The 13,226-nt window shown below is 61.0% G+C and carries 17 protein-coding genes and 1 pseudogene; 8 read left to right on the top strand and 10 right to left on the bottom strand.

Features of this window, described 5'->3' with window-relative positions; genetic code table 11:
- Positions 1-66: 66 nt before the first annotated feature.
- From E2E30_RS21260 to E2E30_RS13445, 3 genes are read left to right on the top strand one after another with little or no spacing between them, the layout of a single operon-like run.
- The gene (locus E2E30_RS21260; RefSeq protein ID WP_443018335.1) at positions 67-237 is read left to right on the top strand and encodes a metal-sensing transcriptional repressor; all 171 of its coding nucleotides are present in this window, start codon (positions 67-69) and stop codon (positions 235-237) included.
- On the top strand, positions 225-332 hold the full coding sequence (locus tag E2E30_RS13450) for a hypothetical protein (protein WP_272482932.1): 108 nt from the start codon (positions 225-227) through the stop codon (positions 330-332). Before E2E30_RS21260 ends, E2E30_RS13450 begins: the two co-directional genes overlap by 13 nt.
- 38 nt (positions 333-370) lie before the next feature.
- A complete protein-coding gene (locus E2E30_RS13445) occupies positions 371-730 on the top strand; it encodes an EamA family transporter (protein WP_165954523.1) in 360 nt (119 codons plus the stop codon).
- A 486-nt stretch (positions 731-1,216) separates the two neighbouring features.
- On the opposite strand, the gene E2E30_RS13440 is transcribed toward E2E30_RS13445, so the two are convergent.
- Positions 1,217-2,131 carry a diacylglycerol/lipid kinase family protein gene (locus E2E30_RS13440; RefSeq protein WP_133190594.1) on the bottom strand — a complete coding sequence of 305 codons (915 nt, stop codon included), beginning with the start codon at positions 2,129-2,131 and terminating at the stop codon, positions 1,217-1,219.
- Between the two features lie 74 nt (positions 2,132-2,205).
- Between E2E30_RS13440 and E2E30_RS13435 the strand changes: the two genes are divergently transcribed.
- Positions 2,206-3,111, top strand: a complete 906-nt coding sequence (locus E2E30_RS13435; protein WP_133192096.1) for a metallophosphoesterase family protein — start codon at positions 2,206-2,208, stop codon at positions 3,109-3,111.
- Between the two features lie 103 nt (positions 3,112-3,214).
- Here the strand turns inward: E2E30_RS13435 and E2E30_RS13430 are convergent, their stop codons facing one another.
- The 3 genes and pseudogenes from E2E30_RS13430 to E2E30_RS13420 form a co-directional block, all read right to left on the bottom strand.
- Positions 3,215-3,583, bottom strand: coding sequence for a hypothetical protein (locus tag E2E30_RS13430; RefSeq protein ID WP_206365583.1), 369 nt, complete (start codon positions 3,581-3,583; stop codon positions 3,215-3,217).
- A 271-nt stretch (positions 3,584-3,854) separates the two neighbouring features.
- Complete coding sequence (locus tag E2E30_RS13425; protein ID WP_133190592.1) at positions 3,855-4,184, bottom strand: hypothetical protein; 330 nt, start codon at positions 4,182-4,184, stop codon at positions 3,855-3,857.
- A 416-nt stretch (positions 4,185-4,600) separates the two neighbouring features.
- Positions 4,601-4,789, bottom strand: a pseudogene (locus E2E30_RS13420) (IS701 family transposase); the annotation flags it as partial.
- Positions 4,790-4,898: 109 nt separating this feature from the next.
- On the opposite strand from E2E30_RS13420, the gene E2E30_RS13415 reads away from it, so the two are divergent.
- Positions 4,899-6,824 carry an AI-2E family transporter gene (locus tag E2E30_RS13415; protein ID WP_133190590.1) on the top strand — a complete coding sequence of 642 codons (1,926 nt, stop codon included), beginning with the start codon at positions 4,899-4,901 and terminating at the stop codon, positions 6,822-6,824.
- On the opposite strand, the gene E2E30_RS13410 is transcribed toward E2E30_RS13415, so the two are convergent.
- The 5 genes from E2E30_RS13410 to E2E30_RS13390 form a co-directional block, all read right to left on the bottom strand.
- Positions 6,802-7,782 carry a polysaccharide deacetylase family protein gene (locus E2E30_RS13410; protein ID WP_133190588.1) on the bottom strand — a complete coding sequence of 327 codons (981 nt, stop codon included), beginning with the start codon at positions 7,780-7,782 and terminating at the stop codon, positions 6,802-6,804. The two genes, E2E30_RS13415 and E2E30_RS13410, sit on opposite strands and share 23 nt — an antisense overlap.
- The gene (locus E2E30_RS13405; protein ID WP_133190586.1) at positions 7,779-9,044 is read right to left on the bottom strand and encodes an NRAMP family divalent metal transporter; all 1,266 of its coding nucleotides are present in this window, start codon (positions 9,042-9,044) and stop codon (positions 7,779-7,781) included. The genes E2E30_RS13410 and E2E30_RS13405 overlap by 4 nt, the downstream gene beginning before the upstream one ends.
- 88 nt (positions 9,045-9,132) lie before the next feature.
- On the bottom strand, positions 9,133-9,441 hold the full coding sequence (locus E2E30_RS13400; protein WP_133190584.1) for a hypothetical protein: 309 nt from the start codon (positions 9,439-9,441) through the stop codon (positions 9,133-9,135).
- Positions 9,442-9,470: 29 nt separating this feature from the next.
- Positions 9,471-10,085: a general stress protein gene (locus E2E30_RS13395; RefSeq protein ID WP_133190582.1), complete on the bottom strand. Its 615-nt coding sequence runs from the start codon at positions 10,083-10,085 to the stop codon at positions 9,471-9,473.
- Between the two features lie 64 nt (positions 10,086-10,149).
- On the bottom strand, positions 10,150-10,407 hold the full coding sequence (locus tag E2E30_RS13390) for a GlsB/YeaQ/YmgE family stress response membrane protein (protein WP_133190580.1): 258 nt from the start codon (positions 10,405-10,407) through the stop codon (positions 10,150-10,152).
- Positions 10,408-11,098: 691 nt separating this feature from the next.
- On the opposite strand from E2E30_RS13390, the gene E2E30_RS13385 reads away from it, so the two are divergent.
- Positions 11,099-11,245, top strand: coding sequence for a lmo0937 family membrane protein (locus tag E2E30_RS13385; protein ID WP_133190578.1), 147 nt, complete (start codon positions 11,099-11,101; stop codon positions 11,243-11,245).
- A 189-nt stretch (positions 11,246-11,434) separates the two neighbouring features.
- Here E2E30_RS13385 and E2E30_RS13380 read toward each other — a convergent pair whose 3' ends face one another.
- Positions 11,435-12,025 (bottom strand): RNA polymerase sigma factor, encoded by a 591-nt coding sequence (locus E2E30_RS13380; RefSeq protein WP_133190576.1) that lies wholly within the window; start codon positions 12,023-12,025, stop codon positions 11,435-11,437.
- A 289-nt stretch (positions 12,026-12,314) separates the two neighbouring features.
- Here E2E30_RS13380 and E2E30_RS13375 point away from each other — a divergent pair, with 289 nt between their 5' ends.
- Positions 12,315-12,821: a hypothetical protein gene (locus E2E30_RS13375; protein WP_133190574.1), complete on the top strand. Its 507-nt coding sequence runs from the start codon at positions 12,315-12,317 to the stop codon at positions 12,819-12,821.
- 27 nt (positions 12,822-12,848) lie between these two features.
- On the top strand, positions 12,849-13,202 hold the full coding sequence (locus E2E30_RS13370; RefSeq protein ID WP_133190572.1) for a hypothetical protein: 354 nt from the start codon (positions 12,849-12,851) through the stop codon (positions 13,200-13,202).
- Positions 13,203-13,226: the final 24 nt, after the last annotated feature.

Below are 13,226 nucleotides of genomic sequence, written 5' to 3'. Positions count from 1 at the left end.
AGCCGCAGGTTCGACGATAAAATCTTACCAAGTGTCTCGAATAAAAAAGCGCCGTGGCATCCGAACTTGATCTGGTGCTATCCTTGGGAGGAGGATATTGGGTGGCACCTGTCTCATGCAAACGACTGCAAGATCCTGAACCGGCTCCGGCGCGCGCATGGCCACTTATCCACGATCATCTCCATGGTGGAACAGGGACGAGAGGGGCTGAAACCGCGCAGCAGATGCAAGCGGTAATCAGCGCGCTCGAGGCCGCTAAGACGCTCCTGGTCACAGACCATATCGAGCACCACCTCGAGGGGGCGGTCGGCCCGCTGTCGGACGATGCGTGAGCCGAACTCGTGCGCCTTTCGCAACTGGCGAAGTACCTGTGAGACCACGGTTCATCCTCGGCAACATCCGCCGCGGCGGCCTCTTCTCCATTGCAGCGGCAGCTTTGTTCGGCACGTCCACACCGGCAGCCAAGGTCGTGGTCGGAAACGTGTCGCCGTTGATGATGGCGGGACTGCTCGATCTCGGTTCGGGCCTCGGCCTGACCCTGTTCCGCCTCGCGAGCGGCCGTGTACGACTTCCGTTTTCCCGCAGCGACATGCCCTGGCTCGCAGCAGCCGTCCTGTTCGGCGGGGTGCTGGGCTCGGCGTTGCTGATGCTGGGATTGACCAGTGTGACCGGCTCGGCGGCGTCGCTGCTGCTGACGATGGAAGGCGTATTCACCGCTTTGATCGCCTAAACCGTCTTTCGCGAGCCGTTCAACGTCCGTGTCGGGCTCGGGATGGTTGCGATCGTAGCCGGGGCGGTGCTGCGCGCGCTGCAGGGCGGCGGCGGCCGCGCTGCACTTGGCGGCGCGGCGGCGGTGGTCGGCGCCTGCCTGTGCTGGGCGATCGACAACAATTGCACGTCGCGAATCGCCGAAGCGGATGCGCCGGCGCTGGCCGCCGTGAAGGGGCTGATGGCCGACTTCGTCAACGTCTGTCTCGCACTCGTCGCCGGGGCTGCGTCTCCGTCGCTCGGGAATGCCGCACTCTCTGCGCTGATCGGTCTGCTAGGCTATGGCATCAGCCTGGTGCTGTTCGTGCTGGCGCGCATCCACTTCGGGTTGACGATCCGTGTAAAAGATAAGCCTCAAAGCGGGGCTCCATCACGGCGAGGAAATGGGGCAGCTTCCTCACACGGGTCTTTCGCACAACGGGCGAAAGCGCCACGTTGTCGCGCAATGCTAGGTCACTGGCGCAATGTGGGGCGCAACCACGTTCAGTGCCCCGACCTGAATCGAGAACGTCAACGGAAGCGGCATCTGCTGCACCTCGCCGTCGAGGCCGATTTCGATCGTCGAACCGCTCGATCGGACGGACATCTTCTGGCAGTCGCCGACAATCTCGAAATCCTGTGCATGATCGGCCAAGCCAAGCGTAGCCCGAAGACCAAACCACAGCAGCGACAACCGCGTCATATGCGAAACCGCGTAAACGGCCAGTGTGCCGTCGCTAAGCGAATCGCGACACCCGACGGCGCCCCGCTCCAGGGAATAGCGGTTGTTCCCAACGAAAAGCAGAGGGGTAACGATCGGCGCTACGCCATCGCCCATGTCTATGCGCATGCGGTGATGCCGCATTTGCGACAAGGTGCCCCACGAAGCGGGAACAGAGGCAAGCCATTTCGGCAGGTGAAGCCGATGTTGGATGCGGTCACGATCTTTGACCATCGTTGAATAGAGACCAACCGACGCGTTGTTGATGAAAAGGCGCTCGTTAACTTTGCCTAGGTCGACTGGTGAGGATGAACCGTTAACGGCCAGATCTGCTGCGTCGTCTAGGATTGTGGGGATGCCGAGATCGCGAGCGAAGTGGTTCAAAGTGCCGAGCGGCAAAACGGCTAGCTCGACCTGCGTCCCGGCCAGCACCTGAGCCGCCGACGCGATCGTGCCGTCTCCCCCCGCGACAACGACGCGGCGATGGCTGGCGGCCGCCCGTTCGACTGCCTCGTGCAACTCTTCTCCCGGAAGCGTGTGAATGTCCACTTGCGCACCGGCCTTCGCAAATGCTGCACTCACGGTATCCGGCAGGTTCGGGCCGGCAGAACTCGCTGCGCCACCTTCGCGGTTGATCAAGACGATCAATGGTTCGCCGCTCATGCTCGCGTCACCGGCAACTCCAGGTTTTTCCGTGGCCAAATGAACCGGTGATGATGATGCTCGTTCCTTTGTTCATGGCCCGCATCGCGCACCTGTCCGATATACATTTTGGCGCAAACGATCCAGCCATCGTGGCGGCGACAGAAGAGTGGTTGAGCCAGCAACGGCCGGACCTCGTCATCATTTCGGGCGACTTCACGCAACGCGCGCGCGCGCATCAATTTCAAGCGGCGTCTGACTATCTCAAGAGACTGCGTGCGGCAGGCCATTCCCTTCTTCTGGTGCCCGGCAATCACGACATACCGTTCTACGATGTTATACGACGTTTCGGAGCACCGCTGCAGCGCTATCGGCACTACATCGACGATGTCCTCTGCCCGTGGTTCGAAAATGGTGAGATCGCGGTGCTGGGCCTCAACACCGCGCGCTCTTTCACGTTCAAGGATGGGCGCATCAACCAGGAGCAGATCAGCCTCATGCAGCAGCGCTTCGGTTCGGTCGCGCCAAGCAAGATCAGGATTCTCGTTACGCATCACCCCTTGTTCGCGATGCCGATCGGCATGGGGAACGAACTGAGCGAAGCCGTTGGGCGCCATGAAGAAGCGGTTCAAGCCGTGTGCGAAGCCGGAGTGCATGTCGCCCTTGCCGGGCATTTCCACCGGACCTACGCCGAAGCCGCCCGCAAGATGGTAGAAAGGTCGGGCAGATCGCTTGTGATCCAGGCTGGAACGGCAACCTCGACGAGGCTCCGCAACGACGAGCCACAGAGCTTCAATTGGATCCAGACAAGCGGCGCGGGAGAAATCGGCCTACAGGTCATTGTCTGGCTCGACGGCAAATTCAAGCCGAAGAGCCACGTTGGTTATCGGTTCCTGGATGATGGGTGGATCCGCTCCGAAATCGCAGATGCCGTGGATACGATAAAGCATGGTCTCGCAACTCGCGGACCCCGAAGACCTTCGTCCGATGCCATGGCGTGACGCCGTCCTCGACCGTGAGATTGCGGCGAACGCGTAGAACTGAGACGATCGTTTAAAGAGGGCACCGCCGCCGCGATGTCATCGCAGCAGCGGCGCATTCCAATTAGCAGCCGTTGCGGTTTCTGTTGCGATCCCGCGTGTTGTTTTTGTCGAGCGTTCGTCCGAGCAGTGCGCCCCCGACGCCGCCCGCAACCGTGCCGAGCGTTCCGCCACCCAACACGTTGCCAAGCACAGCGCCGCCAGCACCACCGGCAATCGTGCCGACCGCACCGTCTCCGCTTCCGCAATGGCGATTGTCATATTGACCACGGTCGGCATTGCTACGGTAATACCGGTCGCTACCACTATAAGCGCGATGATGACGATAATGATGATAATTTTGAGCAAGTGCCGCGTCGGGCACAGTGGCAACGCCAGCAGTCGTCAGCGCGGCGACTGCCAAAACTGCTGAGCGGGTAAGTTTCTTCACCATAGTTTACTCCTTCAATTTGCTGCACATCCAATACACGATCGGTTTGGCTATATGCTGAATGCATGTGACAGAAGCCGTTCATCTCAAAAGGTTCGCGGCGGATAGTCCAAGTCCGACACCTCAATCTTGATGAGGCAGTGCTTCCTGCAGGCGGTCGGATTTCTGACAGCTGGGATTTCTCGGTCTGCAGGAAGGGGCGTTCTACCAAGCAGTGAGCGGCGGAGGTGCGCCGAGTTCATGGCGCCACCCCGCATGCAAAGAGCAACGAATGCTATTGCTTATTATCGTCTTTGACGCCGATCGTTGGAACGTCGATCGATGTCTTTTTCGTTTCGACCTTGGGGACCGTCACGGTCTGCTTGCTGGTTCCGACGACGACTTCTTTAGAATGCACCGCCACGTCCGGAAGGGCGCCGCTCTTGGCGCTCACATTCACGGTTGGCAGGGCGCCCCCTTTGACGTTCGCGCTCCAGAAGCCGGTTGCGAAAAGCAGTCCTACTACGATCAGGATGGCAAGCACTACGCCGCCGATGACAAGACCGGTGTTGCTCCGCCTCTCTACGTATGTCGTGTCGACGTTCGCTTCGCGATATTCAGCCATTTCCGTTCTCCTCTGCTATCTTTGGTCAACCGGAGGGGCCGCTCATCTGAACGGTTCCAAGCCAAGCCAGGCCGATTTGAACGCCCGTGGCCATATTGCGGCGCCCGGGTATGAGGTGGTCCTGGCTTCCTCCAACTCAGATGAAGACGTAACTCCGGCGTAACAAAAATGTTGCATTACCTTTAGCCAATCCACTTTTGCGCTAGTTCGTCAAAGGCCGGCTGGCAGTAGGTCACCGCCTGCCGTGACGAAATTCAGACGTTAAAGCACTCGATGGCAGGATGAGGTATTTCGCAGGGCTGCTGCAAACTGCCAGGCGCTTCTCGCCACGCACGGACCAAGAGGATGCTGAGCAGGCTCTGAGGAACTTCAATCATGGTCATGAGTGCGTGTCGATGCAGCCCTGTCAGTGATCAGCCTTCGAAGCGGTCGAGGCTAAGTTCTTCGTTGAACTGCTGTTGTGCCTGCTCGCAGATCCACCGTGCCTTGATGGCGCCGGCGAGCGTCTTGTTAGGCGTGGCGACCGGTAGGTTCGAGAGATAGTATTTCCGCTCACGGGTCGAGCGGCGCTCCCCGATCAGCCAGACTTTCTCGCCGATCAAATTTGATAATTGCGGACTTGGAGGTTTTGCTGAAATTGATCGACGCAATCTGCAGCCATCATGCTTGCTTGCCGCATTTTTTTAATGGAGCTTCCCGTATTGTCGATTAGCGATGATGAAGGACGGTCAAGCCATGCGTGAACCAGTGGCGATCGGTCGCAGCTTGCGTTGGCGTAACCAGAACGCTTTGGGCGCGACAGCACCGTGGATCATCGCCGCGATCACGACGACCGGGCTCTACTTCGGACGTTCGATCCTCCTGCCGATTATCCTGGCGGTGCTGCTTTCTTTTCTCCTCGCGCCGATTGTGAGCGGCTTCAGACGACTGCGTGTCCCGAAAGCGCCTGCGGTCCTTTTCGCCGTCGCACTGGCGCTTGGAGGGATCGGGGTGACCAGCACCATCATTGTCAGCCAGGCCGCCACCCTGAGCAAGGACGCACCGGCTTACGCCGAACGAATTACCGCCAAGGCTGCAGTGTTGCGCGTCGCGATCAGGCGAAGGTTTGGGGCGATCCTTCAATCCGACGGCGGCAGCGGACAGCGCAAGACGAGGAGCGCACGAGCCGCGGGACTCCAGGCGACGACCAGAACAACGAGCAGCGGCGTTGTCCCTGTCGAGATTCGTCCAGCCCCGGAGACGGCGCTTGAGGAGGTACAGAGCTACGTCATCCCAGCGCTCGAGCCGATCGAGACGATCCTAATCGTGCTGATCGTCACGATCTTCATTCTGTTTCAGCGAGAGGATCTGCGTGATCGTCTGATCCGCCTCATGGGAACCGCTGATCTCCACCGGACCACAGTAGCGCTCGATGAAGGAGCGAGTCGGCTCAGCAGATACTTCCTGTCGCAGTCGGTCGTGAATCTGGGATTTGGCCTGGTCGTGTGGGCGGGGCTATTCCTGATCGGCGTGCCATCGCCTGGCCTATGGGGCGCGTTGGCCGGGCTGGCGCGCTTCGTACCCTATGTCGGCGTGGTCGTGGGCCTGGCCGGGCCATTGGCCTTGGCGGCGGCGGTAGATCCGGGCTGGACCATGGTGTTCTACGTTCTCCTGCTGTTCATCGTCGTGGAGCCGGTCGTCGGCTATGTGCTCGAACCGCTGCTGTACGGCCACTCGACTGGCCTGTCGCCGGTGTCGGTAGTGCTTGCCGCGCTGTTCTGGACGTGGATCTGGGGCCCCGTTGGGCTGGTTCTGGCGATGCCTGTGACCCTGATGCTGGTCGTGCTGGGGCGCCACATCCCAGCTTTTGAGATCTTCGATGTGCTGCTCGGTGATCGCCCCGCGTTGTCGCCGGCCGAGACCTTTTACCAGCGCATTCTGGCCGGGAACGTCGAGGCAGCCATCGAGCAAGGGGAGTCGTGTCTCGAGACGATGTCGATGGTGCAATACTATGATGAGGTCGTGCTGGGCGGCATGCGGCTGGCGGCGGCAGCCTTCGATCGGGGCGCGGTCGATCGCTCCGCGCTCGAGGGTGTGGGGGATACGGTATATGACGTGATAGACGTGATGCAGGATTATCGCGGAACCAACACTCTCGATACCGACCTTGGAAGCGGTGCCCTCGCTTACGGTCCGCCAGGCGCGGGCGAGCCTCCGACCGGCCGATCGGTCCTGTGCGTGGCTGGACGCGGACCGCTTGATCCGGCGGTAACCCGGCTGGCTGTGCAGGTCCTGCGCATCGCAGGTTGCGATGTGCAGGAGCAAAGCAGACTGCCGGGTCGGCTCCAGGGTGGTGCGGATTTCGCAATTGGCGACGCGGACGTGGTCTGTATGCTGGGCTTGTTCGACGACAGAAGTTACCGCCGCCTGCAGCCCCTCGTAGAAAGCCTGGCCGCCAAGACTTCTGAGACGGTGATCCTCATCGGCGTGGCGCGTGTTGTCGACCAGACCTCGACCGCATCAGACAATAGGCTGGTTCCGTCGTTGGACCAGCTTTCCCAGGCGGTCAGCGGCCTTGGGCAAAGGGGGTCGCCTGCGCCGCACGGCGAGGCTGTAAGTGGCACTGATCTGACGCTCGTCACCGCGCGTGGGGATCCGTGAGCGCCTCGAGGCGCGCGTCGTCAGCGACGATCGGCTCCGGCACCTTTGGAATGCTCTTGAACGGCAGGTCGCGGTGAAGCGTCGTCGCCCAGCGCTCCAGCCACTCGTTGCCATCGGGACCGACATATCCGTCGGGTGTTCGATAGGCCGGATCTCGCATGACGTTATCAAGTGATACGACGCGAAGTCGTTGTTCGTGCAGTATCGCTGCAAGCCCATCGACGCTCGCTGCGTTCAAACGGCTGGCATGCCGCAGGAAGACGAAGGCGGGCTCACGCGCGAATAGCGTGTGCCCCGCACGTCTGTACCAGCCCACGATCCGACGCGTGAAATCGAGATATGACCTCTGGATCGCGGCCGCTTGCCGGACGTCCCCCCGCTCGACCGCGTCATCATACGGTGCGGAGAACTGCCAGTCGCTATTCTCCATCGTGACCGGCGCGACCCGGTAGCCACGGCCCTTGAGCCATGCCTGGAAGATGCTTCGCGTGGCTTTGGTCGTTCCGGTCTCGAGATAAGGGTAGCGGAACCAGCGTTCCCGCATGCCGTGGGCCCCGAGCAGAGGGGCAGTCACCGTTTCGCCGCGAACGACATCGGCGATGTAGCCGTCCACCAGCGTCGTACTCAACGATACATGCGAGTAAGTGTGATTTCCAAGATCCATTCCAGCATCAAGCCATCGTCGGAGCAACCCGATGCGCTGCGGCCGGTCTGCGGCATCGAGCTGCATCTCGTTCACGAAACCCGTCGCTTTCCAGTGATGTCGTGCCATCCCGACCAGCAACTTGTCAGTCACATCCGCGCCGTCAGCTGCGGTGACGAACTTTCCGAACACCGGCAGATCGTCGAATGTCAGCGCGACTCGGCCCGCGGTAGCCGGGCTGGCTATGGAAGTCACGCATCCCAGTGCGAACACCGTGCGGGTACGAACGAGCCGCCTCCACGTCGATGTTTTCATTGCACGAAAATCATCGCGGCGACCGCCGCAGCCATTACAACGGTCGCCGCCCAGCCGAAGAAGTAGAGACGTGTCCCGATCATGAACTTCCCCATCGCCTTGCGACGTCGCGCCACCAGCATCATCGCCGCCATGATCGGCACTGCGACCACGCCGTTGATAACGGCGCTCCAGAAAAGCGCCTTGATCGGATCGATCGACGACCAGTCGATGGCGATCCCCAGCAGCGTCGCCATCCCGATCACGCTGTAGAACCCGACCGCCTCCCAAGGCTTGTGTTCGAGCCCGCACTTCCAGCCTCGGCTCTCGCCGATCGCATAGGCAGCAGAGCCGGCGAGCACGGGCACGGCCAGCAGCCCGGTGCCGATGATACCAAGCGCAAACAGCAGGAATGCGAACTTGCCGGCGACCGGCTCGAGCGCCTTGGCGGCATCGGCGGCGGTGCCGATGGTGGTGTGCCCGCTGGCGTGCAGCGTGGCCGCTGTGCCCGCCATGATCGCAAGCGCAACGATGTTAGAGATCGCCATCCCGGCGAACGTGTCGATGCGCATTCGGCGGAATTCTCGTCGCGCCTGCCATGGCGCATCGACCAGCGGTTCGGCGGCAGGTTTCTGCGCGACTTCCTCTACCTCCTGCGCGCTCTGCCAGAAGAAAAGATACGGACTGATCGTGGTGCCGAAGATGGCGACGACGGTGATCACCGCGACCTTACCGTCGATCCTCGGAACGATGAACCCGACCGCCGCCGCTTTCCAATCCATGTGGACCATGAAGACCAGCGCTACATAAGCGAGCAGGCAGAGCGTGATCCATTTCAGGAACGCTGCGTAGCGGCGATAGGGTATGAACAGCTGAAGTCCGAGCGACAGCAGCGCGAAGCCGATCGTGAGCAGGTGTCCGTTGGTTCCGACCACCAATTGCCCGGCGTCTCCCATCGCTGCGATGTCCGCGCCGATGTTGATGGTGTTGGTCACGAACAGCAGAATCAAGAGGCTGGTCACGATCCATCGCGGCAGCAGGTCGCCCATGTTCTTAGCGAGGCCACAGCCGGTTACACGGCCGATGTGCGCGCTGATAAGCTGTACCGCCGACATCAACGGATAGGTGAGCAGCATAGTCCACAGAAGTCCGAACCCGAACTGCGCACCGGCTTGGGAATAGGTCGCGATGCCGCTGGGATCGTCATCGGCCGCTCCGGTCACAAGGCCGGGACCAAGCTGTTCGAAGAGTGCGATCGAGCGGAGCCGTGTGCCGAGTTTCATGGTGCGTGGCCGATCGTCTTATCGCCTCAGATGACAATGGCAGCGACCGCACGCGGAGTCACCCGCACGCGCCGCCGCTGCCACCTAGTCACTTGGCCGTGGACACGTTGCCCTTGAAGTCGAGCGCGACGTGCACGGTGTGGCCGCCCTTCGTGGCGGAGCCGTGCCAAATGCCGCTCTTGTCCTTGGTCAGCCCCGACACGTTGGTGAAGCCGGACTTGGCGATATGCTCGCGCGCCTGAACCTGCGTGAACGAGTTGGCCCCATTGCGGGCACCTCCATCGTCAACGGTGTGTGCGGTCTTTAGCGCGGCATTGTTCTTCGCGGGCACAGTCTGCGCCAGCGTTGGAGCGGCGAACAGGGCCGTCCCAAGCAATACGATGTTGGTGATACGCATAGTCATCTCCCTAGGATCTTGATTGAGGATCAGACGCGATCGTAGCTGGCGCGCTCGGTTGCGACGTCGGCTTCCGAATAGGCGGGAGCGGTCTCGTCGAACTTGCTCCAACCCTTCGACTCGTATGCATGACGACGCTCGCCGAGATTCACCGAACGGTCGTCGCTTAGGATATTGCGCGCGGTCGGCACCAGCGGCTCGTCGACCTTGACGGTGACAAGGGTGCCGCCGCGGCGAACACCTTCGGCGTAGACGTGCGCGTCGTTCTCCGGCACGCCTGCATGGGTCAGCGCACCGACTAAGCCACCAGCCGCTCCGCCGATCAGCGCGCCGCCAGCCGCACCCGCTGCGGTCGCCGCCAGCCAGCCGGCGGCCACCACCGGCCCGATGCCGGGGATGGCAAGCAGTCCGAGTCCTGCAAGCAGACCGCCGACGCCGCCGACCGTCGCGCCGATACCTGCACCCTTGCCCGCGTCCTCGCCAGCCGGATCGGCCACGTCCCGCACTCCGTCCGTGCCGTCATGGTTCTTGTCATGACCAACGATGCTGACGTCGCGGTGCGGCACGCCCGCCGCCTCGAGATCCTGCACCGCGCGGCGCGCGTCGTGGTAGCTGTCGAACAGGCCTGTGAGTGTCTGTGTCATGATAGTCTTCTCCTAGTTCCGGTCCGAAATTGGCCGGTTTGTTATCGGGCAGAGGTGCCGAGAGTCAGCGGGTCGTGCCGCGGACCACCAGATGGTAGAGGAGCAGCACCACGATCGCGCCAATGACGGCAACGATGAGGCTGTAGATGTTCAGACCGGTGACCCCTGCAGCGCCGAATTGGTTGAAAAGGAACCCTCCGACGACGGCGCCGACCACGCCGAGTACGATGTCGAGCAGTATGCCCTCACCGGACTTGTTGACAATCTTGCTGCCGATGAAGCCGGCCACGAGACCGAGGACGATCCAGGCTAGGATGGACATTAGCATTCTCCTCTCTGACGGACCTCTGCCCGCGAACTGAGAACCTAGGTGGCGCAAAGTCGTTCCCCAAGATGCTTACGCACCCGTTCGACAGGTGCATTGGCACCCATCGGCAATCTTGCGTAACTTGTTCAACTCGATCTGATGCTCACGATCGCGCGCCCAGATGCTGCTTGGCCTGGCTACGGCTGCCGGGTCGAGCAGCATCTCGTGGGAACACGGCGAAATGCTCGCCCATCACCCGTCGCACGGTCAGCACGGCTCGGGAATCGCCGCCAATCTCGATAAGCCTCAACCAGGTCCCGGATTCGGGTCTCGGTGTCGATCATGCTGACGACGCAACCTTGAGGCCGAAGTTGCGAACGTGAGATTTCGCATCAAGAACCGTCAAAGTGGCCGGTTGCGCTTGGGCAGCGTTTGGCTAGAAAGCGTCGCGTAGAGGCCCTTTGATCACATCGCTCCGTGACAGCGGTTAACGACCCAGTTCAGCCATTCCCCGATCCGCCCGTAGGTGGCCACTCGCCGAAGAACCGGCATTCGCTTATTCTGACAGCAACGCGCTTGGAAGCGGGGGTATGCGATCCTCCGCACAGCATGGCGAGAACTTGAGTGCCAAGGAACACTTTCCGTTACGGTCGCGTTTTGGCCTCAGAAGGATGCTGTTGTGGCATCCGCCGATCGGAGGCTTCCCATGCTTTGGACCATTGCCGTAATTCTCCTCATTCTCTGGGTCCTTGGGTTCGCTGTCCATATCGGGGGCGGATTGATCCATCTTCTGCTGGTCGCCGCGGTGGTCGTGGTAATCTTCAACTTGGTGAGCGGCCGTCGCGCGGTTTAGGCGATGGCTTAACCTTACGTGTTTAGCAACGCGGCGTCGGAGGGACGACCGGCCCTCTTTCGCCGTACCGCTATCTCCTGTTCGCAATAGGCTTCAGCCGACCGGCCGCGTTGCGCTGTCGCATTGATGCGCAATTTTTTGATTTTCCCATCAGGGATGACCAATTATCACGGTCATATTATAATGCGGCTATCCGATCAGCACGCCTTTCCAGTCGCGGCGTTCTGGAGTTTTCTCCTTGCGTACGCTTGCTGAGAACGGCCGGGCATCGGAGTCCTCGATCAGCTGCCGGAGATGGGCCCTACCGCGCGCAACCCGGCTCTTGAAGGTGCCTTCCGGGATAGCGAGTTGGCATGCGGCCTCCTCGCTCGACACGCCTTTTCCGGCAAGCAGCACTGCATCGCGATGGTCTGGGCTGAGTTGACCGAGCGCCCATCCGATGTCGCGTAACTCTACCGCCTGGTCCTGCCCGCCCTCGGCACCGGGCAGGCGATCGAAAGCTTCCTCCGGCAGACTGGCATGGAAACGATCACGGCGATGAGCCGAAAGAAAGCTGTTGCGCATCACCACCCGGCTCCACGCCCCGAAATTGCTGCCCGGCTGGAAGCTGTTCCGGGCCGACCAGCACCGCAGCATCGTGTCCTGCACAAGATCGTCGGCATCGAAGCTGTTTCCGGTGAGACGACGTGCATGGGCGCGTAATAGCGTCTTTTGGCGATCGAGTAGCTCGGCGAAAGGCACATCCGCAGTATCTGTGACGTCGAAGCGTCCGTGGTCCATGGCGACATCTCCGCTCTTTCATATCAGACACCCTATACGCCTGGGTTTCTTGCTGGCTGATGAGCGGGGCGGGCCATCAGCGCTCGTCAGTCGCTATAGTTCGCCAACGAAATACCGATCATCGCGATATCCCGGAGGGCAAGACCGCAATCCGTACGAAGCTTATCGGCCCCGGCTGCGAAAGGGCCGATTAGGCCATAAATGAACCTCCGATAACAATCGTGTTCAGCACGATTTCACGGCCGCTCGCCTACACCGGCAACATTGGATCACTCCGAGGAGACGAGCCGTGAAGAAGACGTTGATCTCAGCCTTGATAACCTCAAGCGTCGCTCTCGCCGCAATCGTTGCGGCCCCTGCATCAGCGCAGGATTATTACGGCCGCCAGGTCTATCACCAGCAATATCAGGGTGAGCACGATGGCTATGATCAGGATGCGGGTTACCAGAACTACCGCCAGCAGCGCGAATATCAGCGCTACCAGCAGCAGCGTCGCGCCCAGTATGAGCGTCGCTACCAGCGGAGCCGCTATCAAGGGTACTACAATGCGCGTGAGCCCCAAGGCTACACCGATCGTGACGACTACCCGCAGCAGCAGAATTATTATCAGGGGGAGCGCTGCAAATCCGGTACCACTGGGGCCATTCTTGGCGCAGTTGCCGGCGGCCTACTCGGGCGTGAAATTGGTCGGGGTGGTCAATATGACCGGCCAAGCACGACAGGCCTTATTCTTGGTGCAGGTGGTGGCGCGCTGGCTGGCCGTGCAATCGAGCGCAGCGGGAACGACTGCCGGTAACATTTCCATCGTGTGAAGGGAGTACCCATGACGAATGTTCGCAAACTCGCTATGACGGTTGCATTGGTGACCGCCTCTGCCTTCGCACTGGCCTCGCCGGCGTCAGCGCAGAGCTTCGGTGGGATTACACTGAGCTTTGGGTCGGGCGGCTACAACAGCTACGCCTATGATGACGAAGAGTACCCGGTAGACAGCTATTACACTTACGGCGTGCCGCAGTACCAATCCTATTCTTATTACCGGCATCCCCGCTACGAGTGGCAAGTGCGAGCACGCCGCGAGCAGATCGAGCGGTGGCGCGCGGAGCAGCAAAGGCGGCTCTATTGGGCGCACGAACGTCGCGAGCATCAGCAATGGCGCGATGACGACGACGACAATTAATGATCTCGATGCTATCAGTGCACC

Origin of the sequence: Sphingomonas sp. AAP5 (assembly GCF_004354345.1) — a bacterium.
Taxonomy (GTDB): domain Bacteria; phylum Pseudomonadota; class Alphaproteobacteria; order Sphingomonadales; family Sphingomonadaceae; genus Sphingomonas; species Sphingomonas glacialis.
This window is presented reverse-complemented; position numbering and strand designations above follow the sequence as displayed.

Coding starts and splice junctions, on each gene's coding strand:
- E2E30_RS13440 (WP_133190594.1), bottom strand. CDS start 2,131: ATGAGCGGCGAACCATTGATCGTCTTGATCAACCGCGAAGGTGGCGCA.
- E2E30_RS13395 (WP_133190582.1), bottom strand. CDS start 10,085: ATGACACAGACACTCACAGGCCTGTTCGACAGCTACCACGACGCGCGC.
- E2E30_RS13405 (WP_133190586.1), bottom strand. CDS start 9,044: ATGAAACTCGGCACACGGCTCCGCTCGATCGCACTCTTCGAACAGCTT.
- E2E30_RS13380 (WP_133190576.1), bottom strand. CDS start 12,025: ATGGACCACGGACGCTTCGACGTCACAGATACTGCGGATGTGCCTTTC.
- E2E30_RS13430 (WP_206365583.1), bottom strand. CDS start 3,583: ATGGTGAAGAAACTTACCCGCTCAGCAGTTTTGGCAGTCGCCGCGCTG.
- E2E30_RS13415 (WP_133190590.1), top strand. CDS start 4,899: ATGATGAAGGACGGTCAAGCCATGCGTGAACCAGTGGCGATCGGTCGC.
- E2E30_RS13410 (WP_133190588.1), bottom strand. CDS start 7,782: ATGAAAACATCGACGTGGAGGCGGCTCGTTCGTACCCGCACGGTGTTC.
- E2E30_RS13390 (WP_133190580.1), bottom strand. CDS start 10,407: ATGTCCATCCTAGCCTGGATCGTCCTCGGTCTCGTGGCCGGCTTCATC.
- E2E30_RS13400 (WP_133190584.1), bottom strand. CDS start 9,441: ATGCGTATCACCAACATCGTATTGCTTGGGACGGCCCTGTTCGCCGCT.
- E2E30_RS13435 (WP_133192096.1), top strand. CDS start 2,206: ATGGCCCGCATCGCGCACCTGTCCGATATACATTTTGGCGCAAACGAT.
- E2E30_RS13385 (WP_133190578.1), top strand. CDS start 11,099: ATGCTTTGGACCATTGCCGTAATTCTCCTCATTCTCTGGGTCCTTGGG.
- E2E30_RS13370 (WP_133190572.1), top strand. CDS start 12,849: ATGACGAATGTTCGCAAACTCGCTATGACGGTTGCATTGGTGACCGCC.
- E2E30_RS13425 (WP_133190592.1), bottom strand. CDS start 4,184: ATGGCTGAATATCGCGAAGCGAACGTCGACACGACATACGTAGAGAGG.
- E2E30_RS13450 (WP_272482932.1), top strand. CDS start 225: ATGCAAGCGGTAATCAGCGCGCTCGAGGCCGCTAAGACGCTCCTGGTC.